The organism is Pseudomonas fluorescens (assembly GCF_001307155.1).
GTDB classification, from domain to species: Bacteria; Pseudomonadota; Gammaproteobacteria; order Pseudomonadales; family Pseudomonadaceae; genus Aquipseudomonas; species Aquipseudomonas helvetica.
This window is the reverse complement of sequence record NZ_CP012830.1, coordinates 1,776,060-1,800,192: the sequence shown is the minus strand read 5'-3', so window position 1 is coordinate 1,800,192 and position 24,133 is coordinate 1,776,060. Positions and strand designations below refer to the sequence as shown.

Below are 24,133 nucleotides of genomic sequence, written 5' to 3'. Positions count from 1 at the left end.
AGGTAAGTCAGCCACGTTACGGCTGACCGTAGTCGCGGGCACCAAACAGGGCCGTACCGATACGAACCCAGGTGGCGCCCATGGCAATGGCCGACTCCAGGTCGTGGCTCATGCCCATGGAAAGTGTGTCGAGTGGCAGATTCAGGCTGGCTTGCAGGCTTTTGTTCAAGTCACGTACGGCTGCAAAGGCTGCGTCCTGAGCTGCGCGATCTTCAGTCGGCTCGGGAATTGCCATCAAACCGCGCAGTTTCAACCGCGGCAGCGCGCTGATAGCGCTGGCCAGTGCCGGCAGATCGGCCGGGGTGCAACCGGATTTACTGGCTTCACCGCTGACATTGACCTGAATGCAGATGTTCAAGGGTGGCAGCTCGGCCGGACGCTGTTCGGACAGGCGTTGTGCGATTTTCAAGCGATCCACGGAATGCACCCAGGCGAAGTTCTCGGCGATAGCACGCGTCTTGTTCGATTGAATGGGGCCGATGAAGTGCCAGATCAAGGGCAGGTCGGCCAACTCGAGCTGTTTGCCCAGGGCCTCCTGCAGATAGTTCTCGCCAAAGTCGTGCACGCCGGCGGCATAGGCTTCACGCACGGCGTCGCTGGGCTTGGTCTTGCTCACGGCCAGCAGGCGGACGCTGTGCTCGGCACGTTGCGCGGCTTGCTCCGCTGCGCGGATACGCGCAGCTACCTGCGCTATGTTGTCTGCTATCGTGGACATTCAAGGGACGCCGGCAGTCTGAGGTTCGCGGCATTCTACTGGAATTGGGGAGTGCTATGGATATCACTGAACTGCTGGCGTTCAGCGCCAAACAAGGGGCTTCCGACTTGCACCTGTCGGCGGGGCTGCCGCCGATGATCCGGGTCGATGGCGATGTGCGGCGGATCAACCTGCCGGCGCTGGATGACAAGCAGGTGCGCGAGCTGATCTACGCGATCATGAACGACAAGCAGCGGGTGGAGTTCGAGCAGGCGCTGGAGACCGACTTTTCCTTCGAGGCGCCGGGTGTGGCGCGCTTTCGGGTCAATGCGTTCAATCAGTACCGCGGCCCGGGCGCGGTGTTCCGGACCATCCCGTCGAAAATCCAGAGCATGGAAGATCTGGGCATGGGGAATGTGTTTCGCCGTATTGCCGAGGTCTCGCGCGGGCTGGTGCTGGTCACCGGGCCGACAGGTTCCGGTAAGTCGACCACCCAGGCGGCAATGATCGATTACCTGAATAACCACCGGCATCACCATATCCTCACCATCGAAGACCCTATCGAGTTCCTCCATGAATCACGCAAATGCCTGATCAATCAGCGTGAAGTGCACCGCGATACGCGCAGTTTCGCTACGGCGTTGCGTTCGGCATTGCGCGAGGACCCGGATGTGATTCTGGTAGGGGAAATGCGTGATCTGGAGACTATCCGCCTGGCGCTGACGGCGGCCGAGACCGGGCATCTGGTCTTTGGCACCCTGCACACCAACTCGGCGGCGAAAACCATCGATCGGGTGGTGGACGTCTTTCCGGGGGACGAGAAGTCGATGGTGCGTTCGATGCTCTCCGAGTCACTGCAGGCAGTGATTTCCCAGAGCCTCATCAAGAAAATCGGTGGTGGCCGGGTGGCGGCTCACGAAATCATGCTGGGCACCTCGGCAATCCGTAACCTGATCCGCGAAGACAAGATTGCACAGATGTACTCGTCGATTCAGACCGGGGGTTCGTTGGGAATGCAGACGCTGGATATGAGCTTGAAGGATCTGGTGAACAAAGGCCTGATCACTCGCGAGCATGCGCGGGAGAGGGCGCGGTCACCGGATAATTTTTGAAGGGGTTGAATGCAAACCTGTGGCGAGGGAGCTTGCTCCCGCTGGGGCGCGAAGCGGCCCCAAAAACCTGCGAGCGCTGCGCACTGGAGCGCCAGCCCGGTCGGGCGGGAGCAAGCTCCCTCGCCACAATGATCTTGCTTCGGATTAGCGCTGAGCTAGGCGCAGGGTTTTCGATTCTTTCGTTTCAACCCGCTTGGCAACCACGTAATGGCTTTCCCAGTACGGTTTCTTCAGGGTGTCGATGGTCACCGACTTGCCACGACGCGGTGCGTGGATGAAGCGGTCGTTGCCCAGGTAAATGGCGACGTGGTTGACCTTTCGGCTCTTGATATTGAAGAAAATCAGGTCGCCCGGCTTCAAGTCCTTGCGATCGACTTTCTGTCCGTGACCGGCGGCCATGGCGTTGGATGTGCGTGGCAGATCAGCCGCACCCACGCCATTGAAGGCGTATTTCACCAGCCCGCTGCAATCGAAGCCTTTACTTGGGCTACTGCCGCCCCAACGATAAGGAGTGCCAAGCACGTTTACTGCACGGCTCAGTACATTGCTGCTTTGTTTGGCTCCCATTGGCGGGACCGGTTTGCTGTCGGCCTTGCTCAGGTGAGTCAGACCTTTTACAGCGTGTTTGTTTTTGCTGGTGACGGCAGAAACATGAGATTTTGGGGTGTAACCATTAACGTTCGGAAGACGTTGCTCACGATTGGTGGCGTGGGCGGCCAGTGGCATTAATAGGCAAATGGTTAGCCATGTCTTGAAAAATGGACGCATTAGGCAAGGCTCTATGTAGGTAAGCGCGCAACTTTATAACAGCTTTTTTGTCCTTTCCGAGGCCGTTGGTCGATTCAACCCGGGGGTCAACTGCAGCAAAGAAGCGGCAAACGGACTCAATTGTCGGACAGAAGTCAGGTGTTACAAGGCTTTGACGGGAGACAAGGTAGCATTTGCCACACGTCGGTCGCCTGTAAAAAAGTCACAAAGAATTCAAGAATATTTATCTATCGAGGCAAATGAGGGAACCCATGAACACCTATCGTCAGGATGTTTCACACCAGGACACCCACAGTAAGGTGATCGGTTACCTGCTGTGGATTTTCGGTTTTACCGGCTCTCACCGTTTCTATTACGGTAAGCCGGTGACCGGTACGATCTGGTTTTTCACCTTCGGGTTGCTGGGCATTGGCTGGCTGATCGACCTGTTCCTGATCCCGGCGATGGACCGTGAAGCGGACCTGCGTTTTACCGCTGGTCCTATCGAGTACAACGTTGCCTGGATCCTGCTGACCTTCCTGGGCGTGTTTGGTCTGCACCGCATGTACCAAGGCAAGTGGCTGACGGGCCTGCTGTACCTGGTGACCGGCGGGTTGTTCTTTCTGGGGGTGCTGTATGACTTCTGGACATTGAATGACCAGATATCGGTGCGTAACGCGCAGAGCCGCTGAATATGTGGTGAGGGGGCAAGCCCCCTCGCCACAGGTGACGCGTTTTACGCCTGGTGGCTGATCCGTCCGTCCACCAGGGTGTAGCGCACCACGCCTGGCAGGCTATGGCCGAGGAACGGGCAGTTTTCGCCTTTCGACAGCCAGTGCTCACCGGCTACGGTGGAGGCGGCTGGATCGAACACCACCAGATCCGCCGGAGCGCCCACCGCCAGCTTGCCTACCGGCAGGCGCAGGGCATCGGCCGGACCAGCACTCAAGCGTGCCAGCAGCGTCGGCAGGTCGAGCAAACCGTCTTCTACCAGCGTCAGGGCCAGCGGCAGTAGCAGTTCAACGCTGCTGATGCCCGGCTCGGTCGCGCCGAACGGTGCCAGCTTGGCGTCGCGCTCGTGCGGCTGGTGATGGCTGGAGATGGCTTGAACCACCCCCGACTTCACGGCAGCGCGCAGGCCATCGCGGTCAGCGCGGGTGCGTAGCGGCGGCTGGACGTGGTACAGGCTGTTGAAGTCGATCAGCGCCTCGTCAGTGAGGATCAACTGATACAACGCCACATCGGCCGTCACTTTCATGCCCCGGGCCTGAGCCTGGGCAATCAATGCCACGCCGCGGGCGCTGGTGAGCTGGCTGAAGTGCGCACGTACGCCGGTTTGTTCGACCAGCAGCAGATCGCGGGCCAGGGCCACGGTTTCAGCGGTTTCGGGAATCCCCGGCAAGCCGAGGAAACTCGCGGTCGGGCCTTCGTGAGCCAGGCCACCTTCGGCGAGGTCATGATCCTGCGAATGGAAGATCACCGTCAGGTCGAACGTCGCCGCGTATTCCAGTGCCCGGCACAGGGTCCGGGTGTTGCGGAAACTCTCGAGGCCATTGCCGAATGCAATGCAGCCAGCATCGCGCAGGGCAATCAGTTCCGCCAGCTGTTCGCCGTCCAGCCCTTTGCTCAGGGCGCCAATCGGGAACACTTTGGCATTACCGGCTTCGCGGGCGCGGTCGAGGATCAGCTCAGCCACGGCGGAGGTGTCCAGCACCGGTTTGGTCCGTGGCGGGCAGCACAGGCTGGTGACGCCGCCGGCCGCAGCGGCGCGGGTTTCACTGGCAATCGTGCCTTTGCGGCTGTAACCCGGTTCGCGCAGGGCGACGTTCAGGTCGACGAGGCCGGGGGCGACCACCAGGCCTTTGGCCTCAAGGGTCTCGACAGCGACGAAACCGGCTGGAGCGGCGCCTATGGCGACTATCTTGCAGGCTTCAATGTGAATATCGGTGACTTGATCCAGGCCGCTGCTTGGATCGATGACGCGGGCGCCGAGAATGCTGAGCTTCACTGGGCCTTCTCCTGCTCGAATTGGCGCTGGGCAGTCTGCCCGCTCATGGCCATGGACAACACGGCCATACGAATGGCGATCCCGTAGGTCACCTGATTGAGAATCACCGAGTGCGGACCGTCGGCCACCGCCGATTCGATCTCCACGCCCCGGTTGATCGGGCCCGGGTGCATGACGATGGCATCCGGTTTGGCGCCGGCCAGGCGCGCAGTGGTCAGGCCGAACAGGCGATAGAACTCGCCCTCGCTCGGCAGCAGGCCGCCGGTCATGCGTTCACGCTGCAGGCGCAGCATGATCACCACGTCGACGTCCTTCAGGCCTTCGGTCATGTCGGTGTAGACCTTCACGCCGTACTGTTCGATACCGATCGGCAGCAGGGTTTTCGGCGCGATCACGCGGATGTCCGGGCAGCCGAGGGTTTTCAGCGCGAGCATGTTCGAGCGTGCAACCCGTGAGTGCAGGATGTCGCCGACGATGGCCACCGACAGGTTTTCAAAGCTGCCTTTGTGCCGACGGATGGTCAGCATGTCGAGCATACCCTGGGTCGGGTGGGCGTGACGGCCGTCACCACCGTTGATGATCGCCACCTGTGGGCAAACATGTTCGGCGATGAAGTGCGCGGCGCCAGAGTCGCCGTGGCGCACCACGAACATGTCGGCGGCCATGGCTTCAAGGTTGCGCAGGGTGTCGAGCAGGGTTTCCCCCTTGCTCGCCGACGACGTCGACACGTTCAGGGTGATCACGTCTGCCGACAGCCGCTGGGCTGCCAGTTCGAAGGTGGTACGGGTGCGGGTGGAGTTTTCGAAGAACACGTTGCACACGGTCTTGCCGCGCAGCAGCGGGACTTTCTTTACCGCCCGTGCGCCGACTTCAAGGAATGAGTCGGCGGTGTCGAGGATTTCCGTCAGCAGCTCGCGGCGCAGACCGTCGAGCGAGAGGAAGTGGCGCAGCTGGCCCTGATCATTGAGCTGCAGCGGGCGCTTGGTGTCTAAAGGCGTCATCGCAATGGACTCTTTAAAAGGGCGAATTAAAGGGCGAGGTCTTGCAGTTCGAGCTGCAGCGGGTCAGGGCCGGTCAGCTTGACCCGTTCGTGGGCCGCCAGCGACAGGGTGGCGCCCACCACGTCCGGGCGGATTGGCAGCTCGCCGGCATCCAGATCGAGCAAGCACACCAGGGTGATGCTGGCCGGACGGCCGTAGTCGAAGAGTTCGTTCATGGCGGCGCGGATCGTCCGACCGCTCATCAGCACGTCGTCGATCAACACCAGGTGCTGGCCTTCGATTTCGAACGGCAGTGCCGAAGGGCGAACCTGCGGATGCAGGCCGCTCTGGCTGAAGTCGTCGCGGTAGAAGGAAACGTCCAGGGTGCCCAGTGGCGCGTCGCTGCCTAGCTCTTCGAGCAAGGCCTGGGCGACCCACACGCCACCGGTGCGAATGCCGATGTAGCGCGGTTCGCTGATGCCACGGTGTTCAAGATGGGCCTTGAGACGGACCGCCATTTGGCTGATCAGTTCGGCGGGATTGGGCAGGCTCATGGTTGCTCCTTCATGGGCCCGAGCACGCTGCGTGCACAGTGCGGCTCGGGTTGTAGCGAAGAGAGGCACTGTGGCGCCTCTTCAGGATTCGGCTTTCAGGATTCGAACAGTGCAGTGTTTTCGTCGAGCCAGCCTTGCAGCAGCAGGGCGGCAGCGATGGCGTCGACCGGGTTGTCGCGGTAACTGCCTTTCTGCCCGCCCTGTGCCCGCCGTTCACCTTTGGCCTCAAAGGTGGTCAGACGTTCATCGTGGGTATAGAAGGGCAGGTTGTAGCGGCCATTCAGGCGGCGGGCGAATTTCTCGGCGCGCAAGCACATGTCACTGGGCGTGCCGTCCATGTTCAGCGGGAGGCCGACCACCACAGCGTCGGGTTTCCATTCCTTGATCAGGGCTTCGACCTGATTCCAGTCAGGAATGCCGTTTTGCGCCTTCAAGGTGCAGAGCTCGCGGGCCTGGCCGGTAATCACCTGGCCGACCGCGACGCCGATCTGTTTGGTGCCGTAGTCAAAACCCAGAATCAGACGCAGGGCCATCAGGCGTGTCCTGCCTGGCTGGTCAGCAGGCTGAGGTTGATGCCCAGGCGCTTGGCGGCTGCTTCCAGGCGCAATTCGCTGCTGGTGTTGAACAGGATGTCGGCATCGAACGGGCAGGTCAGCCAGGCATTGTCGGCCAGCTCGGTTTCCAGCTGCCCGGGTTCCCAACCGGCGTAGCCGAGGGCGATCAGGCTTTTGCTCGGGCCAATGCCATCGGCGATGGCAAACAGCACGTCCTGGGAGGTGGACAGCGCCAGGCCATCCAGTTCGACCGTTGCCTGATACGTCGAGCCGATCGGGTGCAGGACAAAACCGCGATCGGTCTGTACCGGGCCGCCAGTGAAAATCGGCACGTGCTGGCACAGTGGCGAGGGTTCGATGTCTGGGCGCAATTGCTCGAGAATGTCCGCCAGGCTCAGGTCTTGTGGGCGGTTGATGATCAACCCCATGGCACCATTGGCCGTGTGCTCGACGATGTAGGTCAAGGTGTGCGCAAAGTTCGGGTCGGCCATGTGAGGCATGGCGATCAGGAAGTGATGCTTGAGGTAGCTCGGGCTGACGTTCTTCATAGGCGCTAGTGTGGCGTTGGAGGGGCAAACTGACAAGCTGGGGATGCGCAGGAAATGCTGATTGGATTCACCGCAGGCCCCTGTGGCGAGGGAGCTTGCTCCCGCTCGGCCGGTCCGCGCTCGGGCGTAGCAGTCGCAATCCAGCTGGCGCGTTGTGCCCGATTGAATGGGGTTGCCGCTTTTGGGGCCGCTTCGCAGCCCAGCGGGAGCAAGCTCCCTCGCCACAGATGAGCGCCAGCGTCAGTTACTGGAGAGCTTGTCTCCGCGTGCAAATTTCCATGTGCGAATGATTTCCAGCCGGTCGATATCCGACAGGTCGCCGGTAAACGGCGCAAACGGTGCGGCCAGGCGGACGATGCGCTGTGCGGCTTGATCCAGCAGCGGCTGGCCGGAGGATTCCAGCACCAGCACTTCATACAGCGAGCCGTCGTGGTTGATCGAGACCATCAGTCGCAAGTTGCCATAGATCTGCTTGCGCCGGGCTTCTTCGGGGTAGTTCAAATTACCGATACGCTCGACCTTCTTGCGCCATTCGTCCTTATACCAGGCGCCCTTGTCGCGCATGGTCGAGGCGGCGCTCAGACGGTGGATACGCGGGCGCTTGGCATACAGCTGTTGTTCGTTGGCCAGTTCCGCTTCCAGGCTGGCAATGTCGCTGGACAGCTGCGAGCTGTCGAATGTCGGTGTCACGGCCTTGGGCGTCGGCTCGGCCTTGACCTCTTGTTTCTTGGCCACGGCTTTCTTTGGCGCGGGTGCGATAGTGGTCACGGCGGCTTTCGGCGCGGCTTCCTCTACCTGGGGTTTGACCGATGGCGGGGGCGAGACTTTTTGTACCTTGTTGTCCTGGAATGGTGCGATCTCGGTGGTCTTGGGGATCGCTTTTTTATCCAGGGTGCCGCTGCCTTGCTGGTTTTCCTGGGCGAGGAAATCGGCTTTTGCAGGCTTCTTTTCGCTTTTGAAGGTGGCGAGGGTGATTTCCAGGGTTCTGCTGATCTGCTTGGGTTCGACAAAGGTGAACCCGATGCCCAACAGCAAGGCCAGGTGAATCAGCGCCGCAAGAAACAGGGTAAAACCGAGGCGATCGGCCGGGCGCACGCCACGGTGGGCGAGTTCGGGAGGCAGATCGGACGGAAGTGTCATAACAAGAAAACCAACATCGCGTTTTTCACAGGCCGGGCATGATAACGCAATGTTGGTCGTAACTTGGGTGTTCTATATCAACGCGCTTTAAGCTTCTGATCGATGGCAGCCATCAGCATTTCGCCGATGTTCGTGCCAAAAGCGTTGTCGATCTCGCGAATACAGGTCGGACTGGTGACGTTGATTTCGGTCAGGTGCTCGCCGATTACGTCGAGGCCGACGAACAGCAAGCCCTTTTCACGCAGGGTCGGGCCGACCTGTGCGGCGATCCAGCGGTCCTTGTCGGTCAGCGGGCGTGCTTCGCCACGACCGCCGGCAGCCAGGTTGCCACGGGTTTCGCCAGCGGCGGGAATCCGCGCCAGGCAGTAATCCACCGGTTCGCCATCGATCATCAGGATGCGCTTGTCGCCGTCCTTGATCGCCGGCAGGTAACCCTGCGCCATGATCTGCTGCTTGCCGTGGTGGGTCAGGGTTTCGAGGATCACCGACAGGTTCGGATGGCCCTTGGTGTGACGGAAGATCGACGCACCCCCCATGCCGTCCAGCGGCTTGAGAATCACATCACCATGATGATCGGCGAACTCGCGCAGTACATCGGGACGGCGGCTGACCACGGTCGGCGGCGTGCACTGCGGGAACAGTGTGGCGAACAGTTTTTCATTGCAGTCGCGCAGGCTCTGCGGCTTGTTGACCACCAGCACGCCCGCGCGCTCGGCTTGCTCCAGCAAGTAGGTGGAGTAAACGAACTCCATGTCGAACGGCGGATCCTTGCGCATCAGGATCACGTCCAGATCGCTTAGCAGCGCGTCGGTTTCGGCTTCCAGTTCGAACCATTTTTCCGGATTGGCGAAGACTTTCAAAGGACGCATCCGCGCCCGGGCTTCACCTTCGGCCTGGTACAGATCGCGCTGTTCCATATAGAACAGCGTCCAGCCGCGCGCCTGGGCGGCCAACAGCATGGCCAGCGAGCTATCCTTTTTATAGGAAATGCTGGCGATAGGGTCCATGACAATCCCGACGCGAACGCTCATGGGTTTTTCCTCGAAATTTGGGTGGTCGAAGCGACATGAAAAAGTGGCGTCAGAGTGGCGCCCAGTGTGTTCCCGGTCAAGGAAAAACCACCTCGAAGGTTGCTCGATAGATTGGATTTGGAGACTGTGCTAAAAAGGCTGCCATATCGTTCTGGCCCTTGAGCATCAAGGGTTTCGGGCCCTCGGTAAGCCGCAAACGACAATTTGATTCGCAAAGGCGACGGTAGAGCAGATATGGAACAGCATTCCAGCGCCTTGAAGGTCATGGTGATCGACGATTCGAAAACGATTCGCCGTACCGCCGAAACGTTGTTGAAAAACGTAGGCTGTGAGGTCATCACGGCCATCGATGGTTTCGATGCCCTGGCCAAGATTGCCGACAATCATCCCGGCATCATCTTTGTCGACATCATGATGCCGCGTCTGGATGGCTATCAGACCTGCGCGTTGATCAAGAACAACAGCGCGTTCAAGTCCACGCCAGTGATTATGCTGTCGTCCAAGGACGGGTTGTTCGACAAGGCCAAGGGGCGCATCGTCGGCTCCGACCAGTTTTTGACCAAGCCTTTCAGCAAGGAAGAACTGCTGAGTGCGATCCAGGCCCATGTACCGGGCTTTGTCGTTGTTTCGCCGCAGTAAGACACGCACAGTGACGCTCGGCCAGCGGGCCCGGCGTCTACAAGAATGGGGAAGACCATGGCACGTATTCTGATCGTCGATGATTCGCCGACCGAAATGTACAAACTGACCGGCATGCTGGAAAAGCACGGTCACGAAGTGTTGAAAGCCGAAAACGGTGCAGACGGTGTGGCACTGGCCCGCCAGGAAAAACCCGACGCGGTGCTGATGGACATCGTCATGCCCGGCCTCAACGGTTTCCAGGCCACCCGCCAGCTGACCAAAGACCCGGAAACCGGGCACATCCCGGTGATCATCATCACCACCAAGGATCAGGAAACCGACAAGGTCTGGGGCACCCGCCAGGGCGCCAGGGACTACCTCACCAAGCCGGTGGAAGAAGACACCCTGATCAAGACCCTGAACAACGTGCTGGCAGGCTGACGGCCGACCCATGGCCGAGTCGCTGACCGCCTTCGAGCTGCTGCTGCAGATCGATCAGCGCTGCCGCCTGCTGGCGGCGGACCTGCCTTCGCAGCAAACCCGCAATCACGGCTGGAGCGGGATCGGCTTTCGCCTCGGCGAGCGCTGGTACGTGGCGCCGATGGGCGAGGTCAGCGAGGTGTTGCACGAGCCGCGTCTGACTCAGTTGCCGGGGGTCAAGTCGTGGGTCAGGGGCGTGGGTAACCTGCGCGGACGACTGTTGCCGGTCATGGACCTATGCGGTTTCCTCGGGATTGAGTTGTCTGCGCTGCGCAAACAGCGGCGCGTACTGGTCGTTGAGTATAAAGAGCTGTTCGTCGGGTTGATGGTCGATGAGGTGCTCGGCATGCAGCACTTCAATCAGGCCAGTTTCGAGCCGGCATCACTGGACGCTCAGGGTGGTGCGGCGGGACTTTTCATAAAGGGACAGTTCGAACGCGAGCAACGGTGGCAGGTCTTCAGCCCGTTTGCCCTGGTGCAGTCCCCACGGTTCATGGATGTAGCCCTGTAAACACGACGGACGGGTTGGCACTATCCCTGTAGCAGCTGCCGAAGGCTGCGTTCGAGTGCGGAGCACTCGCAAAACCAGGCACCGCAGAGTGTCAGGTTGAAAAGGTTGGCAGGATTTACGACCGCTTCGCGGCCGGACGCAGGCTTCGCCAGCTGCTACGGATCGCGATCTTTTAGGCGAGGATCGATGATAAAAGCAAATACAGGCAAGGCTACGGAAGGGTCGCGCAGTCGTGCACAGATCATTGTGCTGTTCATGGCGCTGATCGTGTTCATCGTGTTGCTGTTCGCCAACTTCGCTTACCTCAATACCCAGGCCTCCTACGACAAGCAGTACATCGGTCACGCCGGAGAGCTGCGCGTGCTGTCCCAGCGCATTGCCAAAAACGCCACTGAAGCGGCGGCCGGCAAAGCGGCGGCGTTCAAGCTGCTGAGTGATTCGCGTAACGACTTCGCCCAACGCTGGGGTTACTTGAAAAAAGGTGACCCGACCACCGGTCTGCCACCCGCACCCCACGCGGTGCACGCCGAAATGCGCGCGGTGCAGCTGGACTGGGAGCGCCTGCTGAAAAATACCGATGCGATCCTTTCCAGCGAACAGACTGTGTTGTCTCTACATCAGGTCGCCGCGACCCTGGCCGAGACCGTGCCGCAGTTGCAGGTCGAGTACGAAAAAGTCGTCGAAATCCTGCTCCAGCGCGGCGCACCTGCTGCTCAGGTCGCCATGGCTCAGCGCCAGTCGTTGCTGGCCGAACGGATCCTGGGCGCGGTCAACACGGTGCTCGTTGGCGACGAAAATGCCCAACAGGCTGCCGACGCCTTTGGCCGTGATGCGGCGCGTTTCGGCCAGGTGCTCAACGGCATGCTCCAGGGCAATCCGTCCCTGAAGATCAGCGAGGTCGAAGACCATGACGCGCGTGCCCGGCTGACCGAGATTTCCGAGCTGTTCGAGTTCGTTTCGGGCTCGGTCGACGAGATCCTCGAAACCTCGCCTGAACTGTTCAAGGTCCGCGAGTCGGCGGGCAACATCTTCAACTTGTCGCAGACCTTGCTCGATGAAGCCTCGCACCTGGCCAACGGCTTCGAAAACATGGTGGGCGGGCGTTCGACCGACACCATCGGCGGTTACGTGCTGGGCTTGCTGGCGCTGATGTCAATCATCCTGATCGGCCTGGTGATGGTTCGTGAAACCAATCGCCAGTTACGCGAAACCGCCGAGAAGAACGAACGTAACCAGAACGCGATCATGCGCTTGCTCGACGAGATCGAAGACCTCGCCGATGGCGACCTGACGGTCACGGCATCGGTCACCGAAGACTTCACCGGGACCATCGCCGACTCGATCAATTACTCGGTCGATCAGTTGCGCGATCTGGTCGCGACCATCAACCTGACCGCCGGCCAGGTCGCTGCCGCAGTGCAGGAAACCCAGGCGACCGCGATGCATCTGGCCCAGGCCTCGGAGCATCAGGCCCAGCAGATTTCCGAAGCCTCGACGGCGATCAACGAAATGGCCCAGTCCATCGATCAGGTCTCGGCCAATGCCGCCGAGTCGTCCGCCGTTGCCGAGCGCTCGGTGGAGATCGCCAACAAGGGCAACGAGGTGGTGCACAACACCATTCACGGCATGGACAATATCCGTGAGCAGATTCAGGACACGGCCAAGCGGATCAAGCGTCTGGGCGAGTCGTCCCAGGAAATCGGCGACATCGTCAGCCTGATCGACGACATTGCCGACCAGACCAATATTCTCGCGCTGAACGCCGCCATCCAGGCCTCCATGGCCGGTGACGCCGGGCGTGGTTTTGCGGTGGTTGCCGATGAAGTCCAGCGGCTGGCGGAGCGCTCGTCGGCGGCCACCCGACAAATTGAAACTTTGGTGCGGGCGATCCAGACTGACACCAATGAAGCGGTGATTTCCATGGAGCAGACCACCACCGAAGTGGTGCGCGGCGCGCGACTGGCGCAGGATGCGGGGGTGGCCCTGGAAGAAATCGAAGGCGTATCGAAAACGCTCGCAGCGTTGATCCAGAGTATTTCCAACGCGGCGCAGCAACAGACGTCTTCGGCGGGTCAGATATCCTTGACGATGAACGTGATCCAGCAGATCACCACGCAGACCTCGTCGGGCTCCACGGCCACTGCCGAGAGCATCGGCAACCTGGCGAAGATGGCCAGCCAGCTGCGGCGTTCGGTGTCTGGTTTCACCTTGCCGGCGGTGCCTGAGCGCAGCGCCGACAAGGCTTGAACGATGCCTGCTGGAACAGCATTTTGATGGGAGTGGTTATGGGTGATCGGCACGACTATGTGGCCCTCGAATGGGTCAAGGGCGAAATTGCCGAAACGTTGAAGCAGGCGTTTATTGCCCTTGAAAGCATGGCCCTCGACAACCGGTTCGAAGAACCACTGACGGCGCACGCGATCGCGGAGTGCCTGGCGGGGATTCATCAGGTTCACGGCAGTTTGCAGATGGTTGAATTCTACGGCGCGGCGTTGCTCGCCGAAGAGATGGAGCAGCTCGCGGCAGCGTTGCAGCACAACCGCGTCAGCCACCGCGATGAAGCCATTCGCCTGCTGCAACAAGCCCTCGGCCAACTGCCGATTTACCTCGACCGTGTGCACAGTGCCCGCCGTGACTTGCCGTTGGTGGTCTTGCCGTTGATCAACGACCTGCGCAGCGCCCGTGGCGAAAGCCTGTTGTCGGAAACCAGCCTGTTCAGCCCGCAGTGGCAAGCGCTTCCCGAATTGGATGACGACACGCTGGCAATGCTTGAGCCGGCCGAGTTGCCGAATGTGCTGCGCAAATTGCGGCAAATGTTGCAGATGGGACTGGTTGGGTTGCTTCGCGAACAGGACGACACCACCAATCTCGGCTATCTGGCCAAGGTCTTTGCACGCCTCGAAATGCTCTGCGACGGGGCGCCATTGAGCCCGTTGTGGCAGATCGCTTCGGCGCTGGTCGAAGGCATGCTCAGCGGCAGTGTCGCCAACAGTCCGGCGCTGCGCAGCCTGTTCAAGGACGCTGACAAGGAACTCAAGCGCCTGCTCGAACACGGCATCTCGGAAATCAATCAGCCAGCGCCGCCTGAATTGCTCAAAAGCCTGCTGTTCTACATTGCCAAGGCACAACATCCCACTGCGCAGATGCAAGCCATGAAAGAGCGTTATGCCCTGGACGACGCGTTGCCCGACAGTGCAATGGTCGATGAAGAACGCGCTCGCCTGGCCGGCCCGGACCGCGACGCGATGCGCTCGGTGCTGGCCGCGCTCTGCGAAGAACTGGTGCGGGTCAAGGAGCGCCTCGACCTGTTCGTGCGCAGCGACCGACAACATGTCTCGGACCTCGACAGCCTGCTGGCGCCACTGCGGCAAATCGCCGACACCCTGGCGGTGCTCGGCTTCGGTCAGCCGCGCAAGGTGATCATCGATCAACTGGCGGTGGTTCTGAGCCTGGCCCAAGGCCAGCGCGAGCCGAACGACGCGATCCTGATGGATGTCGCCGGAGCCCTGCTTTACGTCGAGGCGACCCTGGCCGGAATGGTCGGCACCGTTGAGGAAAACCGCGAAGAGAGCCGGTTGCCGACCACCGACCTGACGCAGATCCATCAGATCGTCATCAAGGAAGCGCGAATCTGCCTGCAACAGGCCAAGGACATGATCGTCGACTACATCGACAGCGATTGGGATCGTCAGGTCCTGCAGCCGCTTCCGGCCCTACTGACCCAGGTGCGTGGCGCGTTGGCGATGATTCCGCTGAGCCGCGCGGCAAGCCTGCTGGAAGCCTGCAACGGTTTTATTCGCGAACATCTGCTGGCAGACCAGACGCGTCCCGATTGGCCGCAACTCGACAGCCTGGCCGACGCCATTACCAGCATCGAGTATTACCTGGAGCGTTTGAGCGAAGACCCCGAGGCGCCTGGCGAAAAAATCCTCGATGTCGCCGAGCAAAGTCTGGCAGCTCTGGGGTATTTCCCCGGCGAGGTGCTGCCGCTATCCGAAGACGTGCTGAGCCCAGGCTTGGCGTTGGTGATGCTGGATCTGCCGGATCTGCCGGCACTGGATAACCCGCAGATCACCCAGTCGCTGGCCGAGGTGTTGGCCAGCCCGGCCCGTGCCGTCAATCCGCCCGCGCTGATCACGCCGGGCAGTCTGCTGCCGCCGCCGGCCGATGAAGAGCCGGTGGATGCCGAGCTGCGCGAAGTCTTTCTCGAGGAGACCGATGAAGTCCTGGATATCCTGCGCGAATACTTGCCGCGCTGGGTCGCTAGCCCCGACAGCACCTCGGTCCTGAGCGAGTTGCGTCGCGCCTTCCACACCTTGAAAGGCAGCGGGCGAATGGTCCGCGCACTGGTGTTGGGCGAGTTGGCGTGGGCGCTGGAGAATCTGCTCAACCGGGTACTGGAACGCAGTGTCGAACCGGGTCCGCCGGTTTATCAGCTGCTGGATGAAGTGCTGCAACTGCTCCCTGAACTGATCGCTGAGTTCGCCGCCAACACCCAGCGTCAGCGCGACGATGTCGACCGCCTGGCCGCTCGCGCCCATGCCCTGGCGAAGGGGGATGAAACCCTGCCGGACACTGCGTTGCAGGATGACGCGATGCTTGATCCGCAGTTGCTGGAGATCTTCCGCAACGAAGCTGAAACCCACCTCCAGAGCCTCGACCGTTTTCTCGACCGGGCCGCCGAGCATGTGCCGTTGCAGGCCAGTGATGAGTTGCAACGCGCCTTGCACACCCTCAAGGGCAGCGCTTCGATGGCCGGTGTGTTGCCGATTGCCGAGCTGGCGGCGCCGTTCGATCATCTGGCCCGCGAGTACAAGGCGCACCAGATTGCGCTGGACCTGGACGAAGTCGAGCTGCTGCTCGAAGCCGGTGAACTGTTGCGGCGCGGGCTGAAGCAATTGAGCGGTGATCCGCTGATGCCGATCAGGGGGGCCGAAGATTTGATCGGGCGCACTCAGGCGCTGCTTGCCGAGCGTCTGGACGCCATCCTCAATGCGCCGAACACGGGGCTGCGGATCAAGCGTGATCCGCAACTGATCAACAAATTCCTGGCCCAGGGCATGGACATCCTGCTGGACGCCGAAACCCTGTTGCAGCGCTGGCAGCAACACCCCGGCGAGCGGCAGGAACTCAGCGCGCTGCTGGATGAATTGACGACCCTGGGCGAGAACGCGCACTTGGCCGATCTGCATCCGGTGGACGAGCTGTGCGAAGCCTTGCTCGACCTCTACGGCGCGGTGGAGGAAAGCAGCCTGGCGGTCAACGAGCGGTTCTTCCATGAAGCTCAAAGTGCTCACGAAGCGCTGATCAACATGCTTGATGAACTGGCCGCCGGCCAGGAAGTCGGTTCACAACCGGCGCGGGTGCGGGCCTTGCGTGATTTGCTCAATGAGGGCCTTGATCCGTCGGCCATGGGGCTGATTCGCAGCGATGGCAGCCGCACGCTGAGCATAACCGAACTGGGTAGCGCCACCAGCGAGCTGGCACAGGCGCAGGCGCAGGCGTTGACGATTGACGATGAAATCGTTTCGATCTTTCTCGAAGAAGCGGTGGATATCCTCGAAAGCGCCGGACAGGCCTTGCAGCGTTGGCTCAATGATCCAGAGAGCGCTGCGCCGCTGTCGTCATTGCAGCGCGACTTGCACACTCTCAAGGGCGGCGCACGAATGGCCGAGGTTGGGCCGGTCGGCGATCTGGCCCACGAGCTTGAAAGCCTTTATGAAGGCTTGGTCGACCGGCGCTTCAGTCATTCACCAGCGCTCGGGGTGTTATTGCAACAGAGCCACGACCGCCTCGCGATGTTGCTCGAACAGTTGCAAAACCATCAGCCACTGAGCGATCCGGGTACGTTGATCGAGGCGATCCAGCAATTTCGGCAAGGCACTGGCAGTACGGCTGAAGTGGTCGAGGCAGCGACCGCGAATGAGGCTGCGAGCCACGATCCGGAACTGTTGGAGATCTTCCTCGAGGAAGGTTTCGACATCATCGACAGTTCGGGTGCGGCGCTGTCGCGCTGGCAGGCGGACCCGCAAAATCGTCAGGAAATGGAAACCCTGCTGCGCGACCTGCACACCCTCAAGGGCGGCGCGCGAATGGTCGAAATCGCCCCGATTGGCGACCTGGCCCATGAGCTGGAATTTCTTTACGAAGGGTTGTCGACCGGCTTGCTGCACGCCATACCGGCGTTGTTCGATCTGTTGCAACGCAGCCATGACCGGTTGGCGCAGATGCTCGATGCGACCCGCGCCGGTCAGCCGGTGCTGCCGGCTGACAGCCTGATCGACGCGATCAAGGCCTTCACTCACCCAACGGCTGACAAGGCCCCGACACCGGCTCCGCTGGTTGAAGTGGCACCGGTGGCCAAGCCAGAGGCCGCGGCGCTGCAACCGGACGCTGGCGCCGATATGGTCAAGGTGTCGGCCGAACTGCTGGACGATCTGGTCAACCTGGCCGGGGAAACCTCGATCTTCCGCGGTCGCATCGAGCAGCAAGTCAACGATGCGCAGGTCGCCCTGAGCGAAATGGAAACCACCATCGAGCGCATGCGCGATCAGTTGCGCCGGCTCGACACCGAAACCCAGGGACGGATCCTCAGCCGGCAGCAGGTTGAGGCCGAGCGCCTGGGCTACGAAGAGTTCGATCCGCTGGAAATGGATCGGCACTCGCAGTTGCAGCAGTTGTCGCGGGCATTGTTCGAGTCGGCGTCCGACTTGCTCGACCTTAAGGAAACCCTCGAGCACTGCAACCACGACGCAGAGAACCTGCTGCAACAACAAGGTCGGATCAATACCGAACTGCAGGAAGGCTTGATGCGTTCGCGCATGGTACCGTTCGAACGGATGCTGCCGCGCTTGAAGCGCATCGTTCGTCAGGTTTCCAGCGAGTTGAGCAAAGACGTCGAGTTCATTGTCGGGAACGCCGAAGGCGAGATGGACCGCAATGTGCTGGAACGCATGGCGGCGCCGCTTGAGCACATGCTGCGCAATGCTGTCGACCACGGTCTGGAGTCCGCCGAAGTCCGCCGTGCGGCCGGTAAACCCGAGCAAGGCCGCATCACCCTGGACTTGTCTCGTGAGGGCGGCGACATCATTTTCGACATCCGCGACGACGGTGCCGGCGTGCCGCTGGATGCCGTGCGGCGCAAGGCGATCAAGCGCGGGTTGCTCGATCCCGGTAGTGACATGAGCGATCGCGACGTGTTGCAGTTCATTCTGCAGCCAGGGTTTTCCACTGCCGAGAAAATCACCCAGATCTCCGGGCGTGGCGTCGGTATGGATGTGGTTCACGAAGAAGTGCGGCAACTCGGTGGCTCGATGGTCATCGACTCTGTGCCTGGGCACGGCGTGCACTTTCGCATTCGTCTGCCGTTCACCGTGTCGGTCAACCGCGCGTTGATGGTGCAGTGTGCCGAGGATCAATACGCGATCCCGCTGAACACCATCGAAGGCATCGTGTGCGTGTTGCCCTTTGAGCTGGAGGGCTATTACCAGCTCGATCCACCGCTATATGAATACGCCGGGCAACGCTATGAACTGTGCTACCTCGGCGAGCTGCTGAAGACCAGCGTCCGCCCGAAACTGCTGGGCCAGAGCCTGCCGTTGCCGGTGTTGCTGGTGCAGTGCAACGAGCGGCGCATCGCGGTGCAGGTCGATGCGACGACCGGTACCCGGGAAATCGTGGTGAAAAGTCTCGGCCCGCAGTTCGCGGCGGTGCAGGGGTTGTCTGGCGCGACCATTCTTGGCGATGGCCGGGTGGTGCTGATTCTCGACCTGCTGACGCATATCCGCGCCATGCAGACGCAGGTGTCACCGCAGCGGGTCATTCAGGAGACGGCCACGGAGGCCGAGCCGCAGCGTTCGATGCTGGTCCTGGTGGTCGACGACTCGGTCACCGTGCGCAAGGTCACCAGCCGCCTGCTCGAACGCCACGGCATGAACGTGCTAACCGCCAAGGACGGCGTCGACGCCATGCTGTTGCTCGAAGAGCACATGCCCGACCTGATGCTGCTGGACATTGAAATGCCGCGCATGGATGGTTTTGAAGTGGCCATGCAGGTGCGCAACGATCCACGGTTGCAGCACCTGCCGATCATCATGATCACCTCGCGCACCGGCCAGAAACACCGCGACCGGGCGATGGCTATCGGCGTCAACGACTACCTCGGCAAGCCGTACCAGGAATCGGTATTGCTCGAAAGCATCGCTTTATGGAGCAAAACCCATGCTTGAACACCGCACCAGCAACCTCACCGGGCTGCTGCTGCCCTTGGCCGATCGCAACCTGATCCTGCCCAATGTCGCCGTCGCCGAGTTGATCGACTATCAGCCCGGCGCCTTTGACCTCGATTCACCGCCCTGGTACCTGGGCCTGGTGACCTGGCGCGAGCGGCAAATCCCGCTGTTGAGTTTCGAATCGGCCTGCGGCAACAAAACCGTGATCGGCGACCGTGCGCGTATCGTCGTCCTCAACGCTCTCGGCGGGCGCCCGCACCTCAAATTCATCGCCTTGCTGGTGCAAGGGATTCCACGCTCCTACAAGCTCGACAGCCAGTTGAGCTATGTCGACGTGCCGCTGTGCTCGCTGGAACACGCCGCGGTCCAGGTCGCCGAACACGTGGCGAAAGTCCCGGACCTGCTGGCGCTGGAAGAGTTGTTGGTGGGGGCGGGGTTGGTTGCGCAGTGAGTTGATCGGTCCCTTCTGGGGAACGATAAGTCCCACAAAGGGACCGCTTTAGTCCATGACATTTGATTTGAAACATTGCACACCCAGGCTACAAGCCTGAGGCTTGTGCGATGTAGCAGTGATTTTTTGAGGTTGGAGACGCATGTATCACGGAGAAAAATTCAACGCCTGGAGCCATTTGTTCGGGGCGGTTGCGGCGTGTGTCGGGGCGGTCTGGTTGTTGGTGATTGCCAGTCTGGATGGCAGCCCCTGGAAGATTGTCAGCGTGGCGATTTACGGGTTTACCTTGCTGGTGCTGTACAGCGTTTCGACGGTTTATCACAGCGTGCGCGGGCGGGCGAAGGTGATCATGCAGAAGGTCGATCACCTGTCGATCTACCTGCTGATCGCTGGCAGTTACACGCCGTTTTGTCTGGTCACCCTGCGTGGGCCGTGGGGCTGGACGCTGTTCGGGATTGTCTGGGGGCTGGCGGTGATCGGCATGCTGCAAGAGATCAAGCCGCGCTCCGAGGCGCGGATTCTGTCGATCGTGATCTACGCGGTGATGGGCTGGATCGTGCTGGTGGCGGTCAAGCCGCTGCTGGCGGCGTTGGGCACTGTCGGGTTTGCTTGGCTGGCGGCGGGCGGGGTGTTTTATACCGTCGGCATTATCTTCTTCGCCCTCGACAGCCGACTGCGCCACGCCCACGGCATCTGGCACCTGTTCGTCATCGCCGGCAGTTTGCTGCACTTCGTGGCGATCCTGTTTTACGTCTTGTGAAGCAAAAGATCGCAGCCTTCGGCAGCTCCTACGCCGAACGCGTTGCTCTGTAGGTGCTGTCGCAGGCTGCGATCTTTTAGCTGGTGCTCATCAACGATCCACCAACCGATCCAGTTGCTCCTGTGCGCGCGTGCTGAAGATCGTCAGCAAATCGCTCAGGGTGTGCGGCGGTGGCTCGTCAACGCGGGTCACGGCGTACAAAGTGATCGGCAACGGCGGCGCCAATGGCCGGATGGTCGTAGTCCTCGGTGAGGCACCGAGGGCTGTGAACGGGTCGATGACCGCCAGCCCGGCACCGGATTCGACCATGGCCCGCGCCAATGAATAGGTCTGCACGGAGATGCTGACCCGTGGCGGTGGCTCGACGGCTTTCAGGTAACTGTCGAGCCTGGCGGACAACGGATCGGCGCTGGACAGACCAATCAAAGGCGCATCGGCCAAGGCCATCAATGGCAGTGGCTTGCCTTGGTCTGCCTCAGGCCAGTAACCGCTCGGCGCCAACGCTACCAGCACCCCACAGGCCAACGCCTGGGCCTTGAGCCCTGGGTGGTCGGGTTGTTGCAGGGTCAGCGCGACATCGATTTCACGCATCAGCAGGTTCTGCATCAATTCGCGGCTGTGGGCGCTGGACAGTTCGCAGACGATGTCCGGGTAACGCCGGGTCCACTCGTTGACCGCCGGCGGCAGTAGCGACAGGGCCAGCGCCGGTGTCGCGCCGATCCGCAGGCTGTGGCCCGGCTCGCGGCGCAGGCTCTGGGCCAGGCGTCGTACTCCTTGCAGGCTTTCAGTGACCTTGTCGACCTCACGCTCCAGTTCCAGTGCTTCAGGCGTAGCCTGCAATTTACCACGCACCCGCAAAAACAGCGGGAAGCCCAGTTGTTGCTCGGCGTGCTGCAACACCTTGGTCACCGCAGGCTGCGAGACGTGCAGTAATTGCGCGGCGCCGCTGACCGAACCGGTCTGGCGGATGGCCTGGAAAATCTCGATGTGTCGAAGGCGCATGGCGATTCCATAACCTTTGCTTATGGGTCAGGCATCTTTATTCATTGTTCGGCGCCTGTCACCTGGCTCTAACCTCAGGCTCGTCTCAACAATGGCTAAGGACTGACATGGCTCAGCGAGTTTGCATCATCGGCGGTGGGGTGATTGGCCTGACAACGGCTTACGCGCTGGTTCGCGATGGCTTTGAGGTGACGGTGGTCGAGGCCCGTGACTCGCTGGGCAGCGAAACCAGTTTTGCCAACGGCGGCCAATTATCCTATCGCTACGTTGCGCCGCTGGCCGATGCCGGCGTGCCGTTACAGGCCATCGGCTGGATGCTGCGAGGGGATTCGCCGCTGAAGCTGCGTATGCGTTTCGACCCGGCGCAGTGGCGCTGGATGGCGTCCTTCCTTGGTGCTTGCCGGACCTCGGTGAATCGCCAGAATGCGGCCCATTTGCTACGTCTGGCACTATTGAGCCAGACCACCCTGCAAGGCTGGCGCGAAGAGGACTCGCTGGACGGCTTCAATTGGCGGCGCAACGGCAAACTGGTGACCTTTCGCCAGGCTGCGAGCTTCGAGCATGCCCGCAACAGCCTCGTCGATCCACAGCAACAGCAAGTGTTGTCGCCAACTGAAAGCGCGCGTCTTGAGCCAGCGCTGGCTGATGCTGCGTTTGTCGGGGCGATTTATACCCCGGACGAAGAGGTGGGCGACTGCCACGCCTTCTGCCAGCAACTGATGAAGCGGCTGAAAGCCTCGGGCCTATGCGAGTTTCGGCTGGGGCGGGCGGTGACCGGGATTCGTCATGTCGACGGTGCGGTAAGCGCCATTGAATTGGCTGATGAGGTGTTGCCGGTCGAACAACTGGTCATCGCCGCCGGCCACCGTAGCCCGTTGCTGGCACTGCCCGGTGTGCACCTGCCGCTGTATCCGCTCAAAGGTTATAGCCTGACGGTACCGATTGGTGCGGAGCATCGTGCCCCGGACCTGAGCATCACCGACTACGACCGCAAGATCGTCTATGCGCGGATTGGCGAGCAATTGCGGGTGGCGGCGATGGTCGACATCGTTGGCTTCGATCCGGCGCCGGATCCCAAGCGCCTGGCACTGATCAAGCGCCAGGCTTGCGACACGTTTCCGAATGCCGGCACCTACGACGCGGCTGTCGAATGGGCTGGTATGCGCCCGGCCACTCCCAGCGGCGTGCCGCTGTTGGGGGCGACGGCTTACCGCAACCTGTGGCTCAACCTCGGCCATGGCGCGTTGGGTTTCACCCTGGCGTGCGGCAGTGCCCGGGTGCTCAGCGAACTGATCGGCCAACGCAACCCTTCCATCGACCTGCAGGGTTTTACGCATCGTGCTGCCTGACCTCTCATCCATGCAAAGGAACGTCCCATGACCATCACTCGTATCAACAGCAACAGTTGTTTATCCGGCGCCGTGACCTTTGGCGAGTTGGTGTTTCTCTCCGGTCAGGTGCCGGGCGACAGCACCGATGTCTCAGGGCAGACCCGCGAGGTGCTGGAGAAGATCGACGCGTTGCTGGCCGAGGCGGGCAGCGACAAGGACCATCTGCTGAGCGCGACCATTTACCTGAAGGACATCGGCCAGGATTTTGCGGCGATGAATGACGTCTGGTCGGCCTGGCTGTCGCCGGGACACGCACCGAGTCGCACCACCTTGCAGGCTGAACTCGCACGCCCGCAGGTGCTGGTGGAAATCACCGTTATCGCTGCTCGCCGCTAAATAAACACCATCCACAACGGAGAATAACAATGCAAAAAATCACGTTGATCGGCTGCACCCTGGGCCTGCTGCTCGGGACTCAAGTCCAGGCGGCCGAGGCGCCGCTGACCGGCACCTTGAGCAAAATTGCCAGCGCCAACAGCATCACGCTGGGCTATCGCGATGCGTCGGTGCCGTTCTCTTATGTGGGGGATCAGTCGGGCCAGCCCATGGGTTACTCGGTGGACCTGGCGAACAAGATCGTCGAGCGTATCCAGCAGAAACTCGCGTTGCCGCAGCTCAAGGTGAAGTACAACCTCGTGACCTCGCAGACGCGGATCCCGCTGGTGCAGAACGGCACCGTAGACCTTGAATGCGGTTCTACCGGGGTGACCGTCGAGCGGCAAAAACAGGTGGCGTTTTCCTACGGGTTTATTTACGTCAAAGGCCAGTTACTCACGGCCAGCGACAGCGGCATCAAGAGCTTCGCCGACCTGCGCGGCAAGAGCGTGGTGACCACCGCCGGCACCACTAACGAGCGCTTTCTCAAAAGCTACAACGCCGACCACAAGATCGACATGTTCGTGATCAGTGCCAAGGATCACGGCGAAGCCTTCCAGATGTTGCAATCGGGCCGGGCAGCGGCGTTTTACATGGATGATGCACTGCTTTACGGCGAGCGCGCCAAGGCCCGTGATCCGCACAAGTGGGTGGTAGTTGGAGAAGAGCAGTCGCGGGAAATCTACAGCTGCATGGTGCGCAAGGATGATCCGCAATTCCTCGCGCTGGTCAACGGAGCCCTGGCGGACCTGTACAGCTCGGGTGAAATCAACGGCATCTACCAACGCTGGTTCGAACAGCCGATCCCGCCTAAAGGGCTGAACCTGGAGTTTCCAATGACCAGCGAGCTGAAAGCCATCATCGCCAAACCGGTAAGTGATCCGGTGGAATAAACGGCAAAAAGATCGCAGGCTTCGCCAGCTCCTACGGGGATCGCGTTCAT

22 protein-coding genes are annotated in these 24,133 nt (G+C 61.1%); 12 read left to right on the top strand and 10 right to left on the bottom strand.

The genetic code is table 11. From position 1 onward, the window contains the following. Positions 1–16: 16 nt before the first annotated feature. On the bottom strand, positions 17–715 hold the full coding sequence (locus AO353_RS08160; protein ID WP_054594460.1) for a YggS family pyridoxal phosphate-dependent enzyme: 699 nt from the start codon (positions 713–715) through the stop codon (positions 17–19). A gap of 56 nt (positions 716–771) precedes the next feature. Here AO353_RS08160 and AO353_RS08155 point away from each other — a divergent pair, with 56 nt between their 5' ends. After that, entirely contained in the window at positions 772–1,806 is a 1,035-nt protein-coding gene (locus AO353_RS08155) for a type IV pilus twitching motility protein PilT (protein WP_054594459.1), read from the top strand. A gap of 144 nt (positions 1,807–1,950) precedes the next feature. Here the strand turns inward: AO353_RS08155 and AO353_RS08150 are convergent, their stop codons facing one another. Next, the gene (locus AO353_RS08150; protein WP_054594458.1) at positions 1,951–2,574 is read right to left on the bottom strand and encodes a C40 family peptidase; all 624 of its coding nucleotides are present in this window, start codon (positions 2,572–2,574) and stop codon (positions 1,951–1,953) included. Positions 2,575–2,825: 251 nt separating this feature from the next. Here AO353_RS08150 and AO353_RS08145 point away from each other — a divergent pair, with 251 nt between their 5' ends. Continuing rightward, complete coding sequence (locus tag AO353_RS08145; RefSeq protein WP_019694078.1) at positions 2,826–3,245, top strand: NINE protein; 420 nt, start codon at positions 2,826–2,828, stop codon at positions 3,243–3,245. A 44-nt stretch (positions 3,246–3,289) separates the two neighbouring features. Here the strand turns inward: AO353_RS08145 and AO353_RS08140 are convergent, their stop codons facing one another. From AO353_RS08140 to gshB, 7 genes are all read right to left on the bottom strand, one after another. Next, a complete protein-coding gene (locus tag AO353_RS08140) occupies positions 3,290–4,561 on the bottom strand; it encodes a dihydroorotase (RefSeq protein WP_054594457.1) in 1,272 nt (423 codons plus the stop codon). After that, complete coding sequence (locus tag AO353_RS08135) at positions 4,558–5,562, bottom strand: aspartate carbamoyltransferase catalytic subunit (protein WP_019694074.1); 1,005 nt, start codon at positions 5,560–5,562, stop codon at positions 4,558–4,560. Before AO353_RS08135 ends, AO353_RS08140 begins: the two co-directional genes overlap by 4 nt. Before the next feature lie 26 nt (positions 5,563–5,588). Further along, the gene (pyrR, locus tag AO353_RS08130; protein WP_054594456.1) at positions 5,589–6,095 is read right to left on the bottom strand and encodes a bifunctional pyr operon transcriptional regulator/uracil phosphoribosyltransferase PyrR; all 507 of its coding nucleotides are present in this window, start codon (positions 6,093–6,095) and stop codon (positions 5,589–5,591) included. Between the two features lie 95 nt (positions 6,096–6,190). After that, positions 6,191–6,628, bottom strand: coding sequence for a Holliday junction resolvase RuvX (gene ruvX / locus AO353_RS08125; protein WP_054594455.1), 438 nt, complete (start codon positions 6,626–6,628; stop codon positions 6,191–6,193). Then, positions 6,628–7,197, bottom strand: a complete 570-nt coding sequence (locus AO353_RS08120) for a YqgE/AlgH family protein (protein ID WP_054594454.1) — start codon at positions 7,195–7,197, stop codon at positions 6,628–6,630. The genes ruvX and AO353_RS08120 overlap by 1 nt, the downstream gene beginning before the upstream one ends. A gap of 240 nt (positions 7,198–7,437) precedes the next feature. Beyond that, on the bottom strand, positions 7,438–8,337 hold the full coding sequence (locus AO353_RS08115) for an energy transducer TonB (protein ID WP_054594453.1): 900 nt from the start codon (positions 8,335–8,337) through the stop codon (positions 7,438–7,440). Between the two features lie 77 nt (positions 8,338–8,414). Then, positions 8,415–9,368, bottom strand: a complete 954-nt coding sequence (gene gshB, locus AO353_RS08110; protein ID WP_054594452.1) for a glutathione synthase — start codon at positions 9,366–9,368, stop codon at positions 8,415–8,417. A 234-nt stretch (positions 9,369–9,602) separates the two neighbouring features. Here gshB and pilG point away from each other — a divergent pair, with 234 nt between their 5' ends. The 7 genes from pilG to trhA all read left to right on the top strand — a co-directional run bounded on the left by pilG (position 9,603) and on the right by trhA (position 20,422). Beyond that, a complete protein-coding gene (pilG, locus tag AO353_RS08105; RefSeq protein ID WP_054594451.1) occupies positions 9,603–10,007 on the top strand; it encodes a twitching motility response regulator PilG in 405 nt (134 codons plus the stop codon). Between the two features lie 57 nt (positions 10,008–10,064). Next, a complete protein-coding gene (gene pilH / locus AO353_RS08100; RefSeq protein WP_019694067.1) occupies positions 10,065–10,430 on the top strand; it encodes a twitching motility response regulator PilH in 366 nt (121 codons plus the stop codon). Positions 10,431–10,440: 10 nt separating this feature from the next. Next, positions 10,441–10,980 (top strand): chemotaxis protein CheW, encoded by a 540-nt coding sequence (locus AO353_RS08095; protein WP_054594450.1) that lies wholly within the window; start codon positions 10,441–10,443, stop codon positions 10,978–10,980. A gap of 186 nt (positions 10,981–11,166) precedes the next feature. Continuing rightward, the gene (locus AO353_RS08090) at positions 11,167–13,227 is read left to right on the top strand and encodes a methyl-accepting chemotaxis protein (protein WP_054594449.1); all 2,061 of its coding nucleotides are present in this window, start codon (positions 11,167–11,169) and stop codon (positions 13,225–13,227) included. Between the two features lie 38 nt (positions 13,228–13,265). Continuing rightward, positions 13,266–19,208: an Hpt domain-containing protein gene (locus AO353_RS08085; protein WP_054594448.1), complete on the top strand. Its 5,943-nt coding sequence runs from the start codon at positions 13,266–13,268 to the stop codon at positions 19,206–19,208. Beyond that, positions 19,201–19,662: a chemotaxis protein CheW gene (locus tag AO353_RS08080; RefSeq protein WP_054594447.1), complete on the top strand. Its 462-nt coding sequence runs from the start codon at positions 19,201–19,203 to the stop codon at positions 19,660–19,662. Before AO353_RS08085 ends, AO353_RS08080 begins: the two co-directional genes overlap by 8 nt. 142 nt (positions 19,663–19,804) lie before the next feature. Further along, positions 19,805–20,422 (top strand): PAQR family membrane homeostasis protein TrhA, encoded by a 618-nt coding sequence (gene trhA, locus AO353_RS08075; RefSeq protein ID WP_054594446.1) that lies wholly within the window; start codon positions 19,805–19,807, stop codon positions 20,420–20,422. 90 nt (positions 20,423–20,512) lie between these two features. Here the strand turns inward: trhA and AO353_RS08070 are convergent, their stop codons facing one another. After that, entirely contained in the window at positions 20,513–21,424 is a 912-nt protein-coding gene (locus tag AO353_RS08070; protein ID WP_054594445.1) for a LysR family transcriptional regulator, read from the bottom strand. A gap of 107 nt (positions 21,425–21,531) precedes the next feature. Between AO353_RS08070 and AO353_RS08065 the strand changes: the two genes are divergently transcribed. Genes AO353_RS08065 through AO353_RS08055 form a run of 3 tightly spaced genes read left to right on the top strand, consistent with a single transcriptional unit; the run spans position 21,532 to position 24,083 of the window. Continuing rightward, positions 21,532–22,773, top strand: a complete 1,242-nt coding sequence (locus AO353_RS08065; RefSeq protein WP_054594444.1) for a D-amino acid dehydrogenase — start codon at positions 21,532–21,534, stop codon at positions 22,771–22,773. A 27-nt stretch (positions 22,774–22,800) separates the two neighbouring features. Next, entirely contained in the window at positions 22,801–23,151 is a 351-nt protein-coding gene (locus AO353_RS08060; RefSeq protein WP_054594443.1) for a RidA family protein, read from the top strand. 29 nt (positions 23,152–23,180) lie between these two features. Beyond that, positions 23,181–24,083 (top strand): transporter substrate-binding domain-containing protein, encoded by a 903-nt coding sequence (locus AO353_RS08055; RefSeq protein ID WP_054594442.1) that lies wholly within the window; start codon positions 23,181–23,183, stop codon positions 24,081–24,083. Positions 24,084–24,133 lie beyond the last annotated feature (50 nt).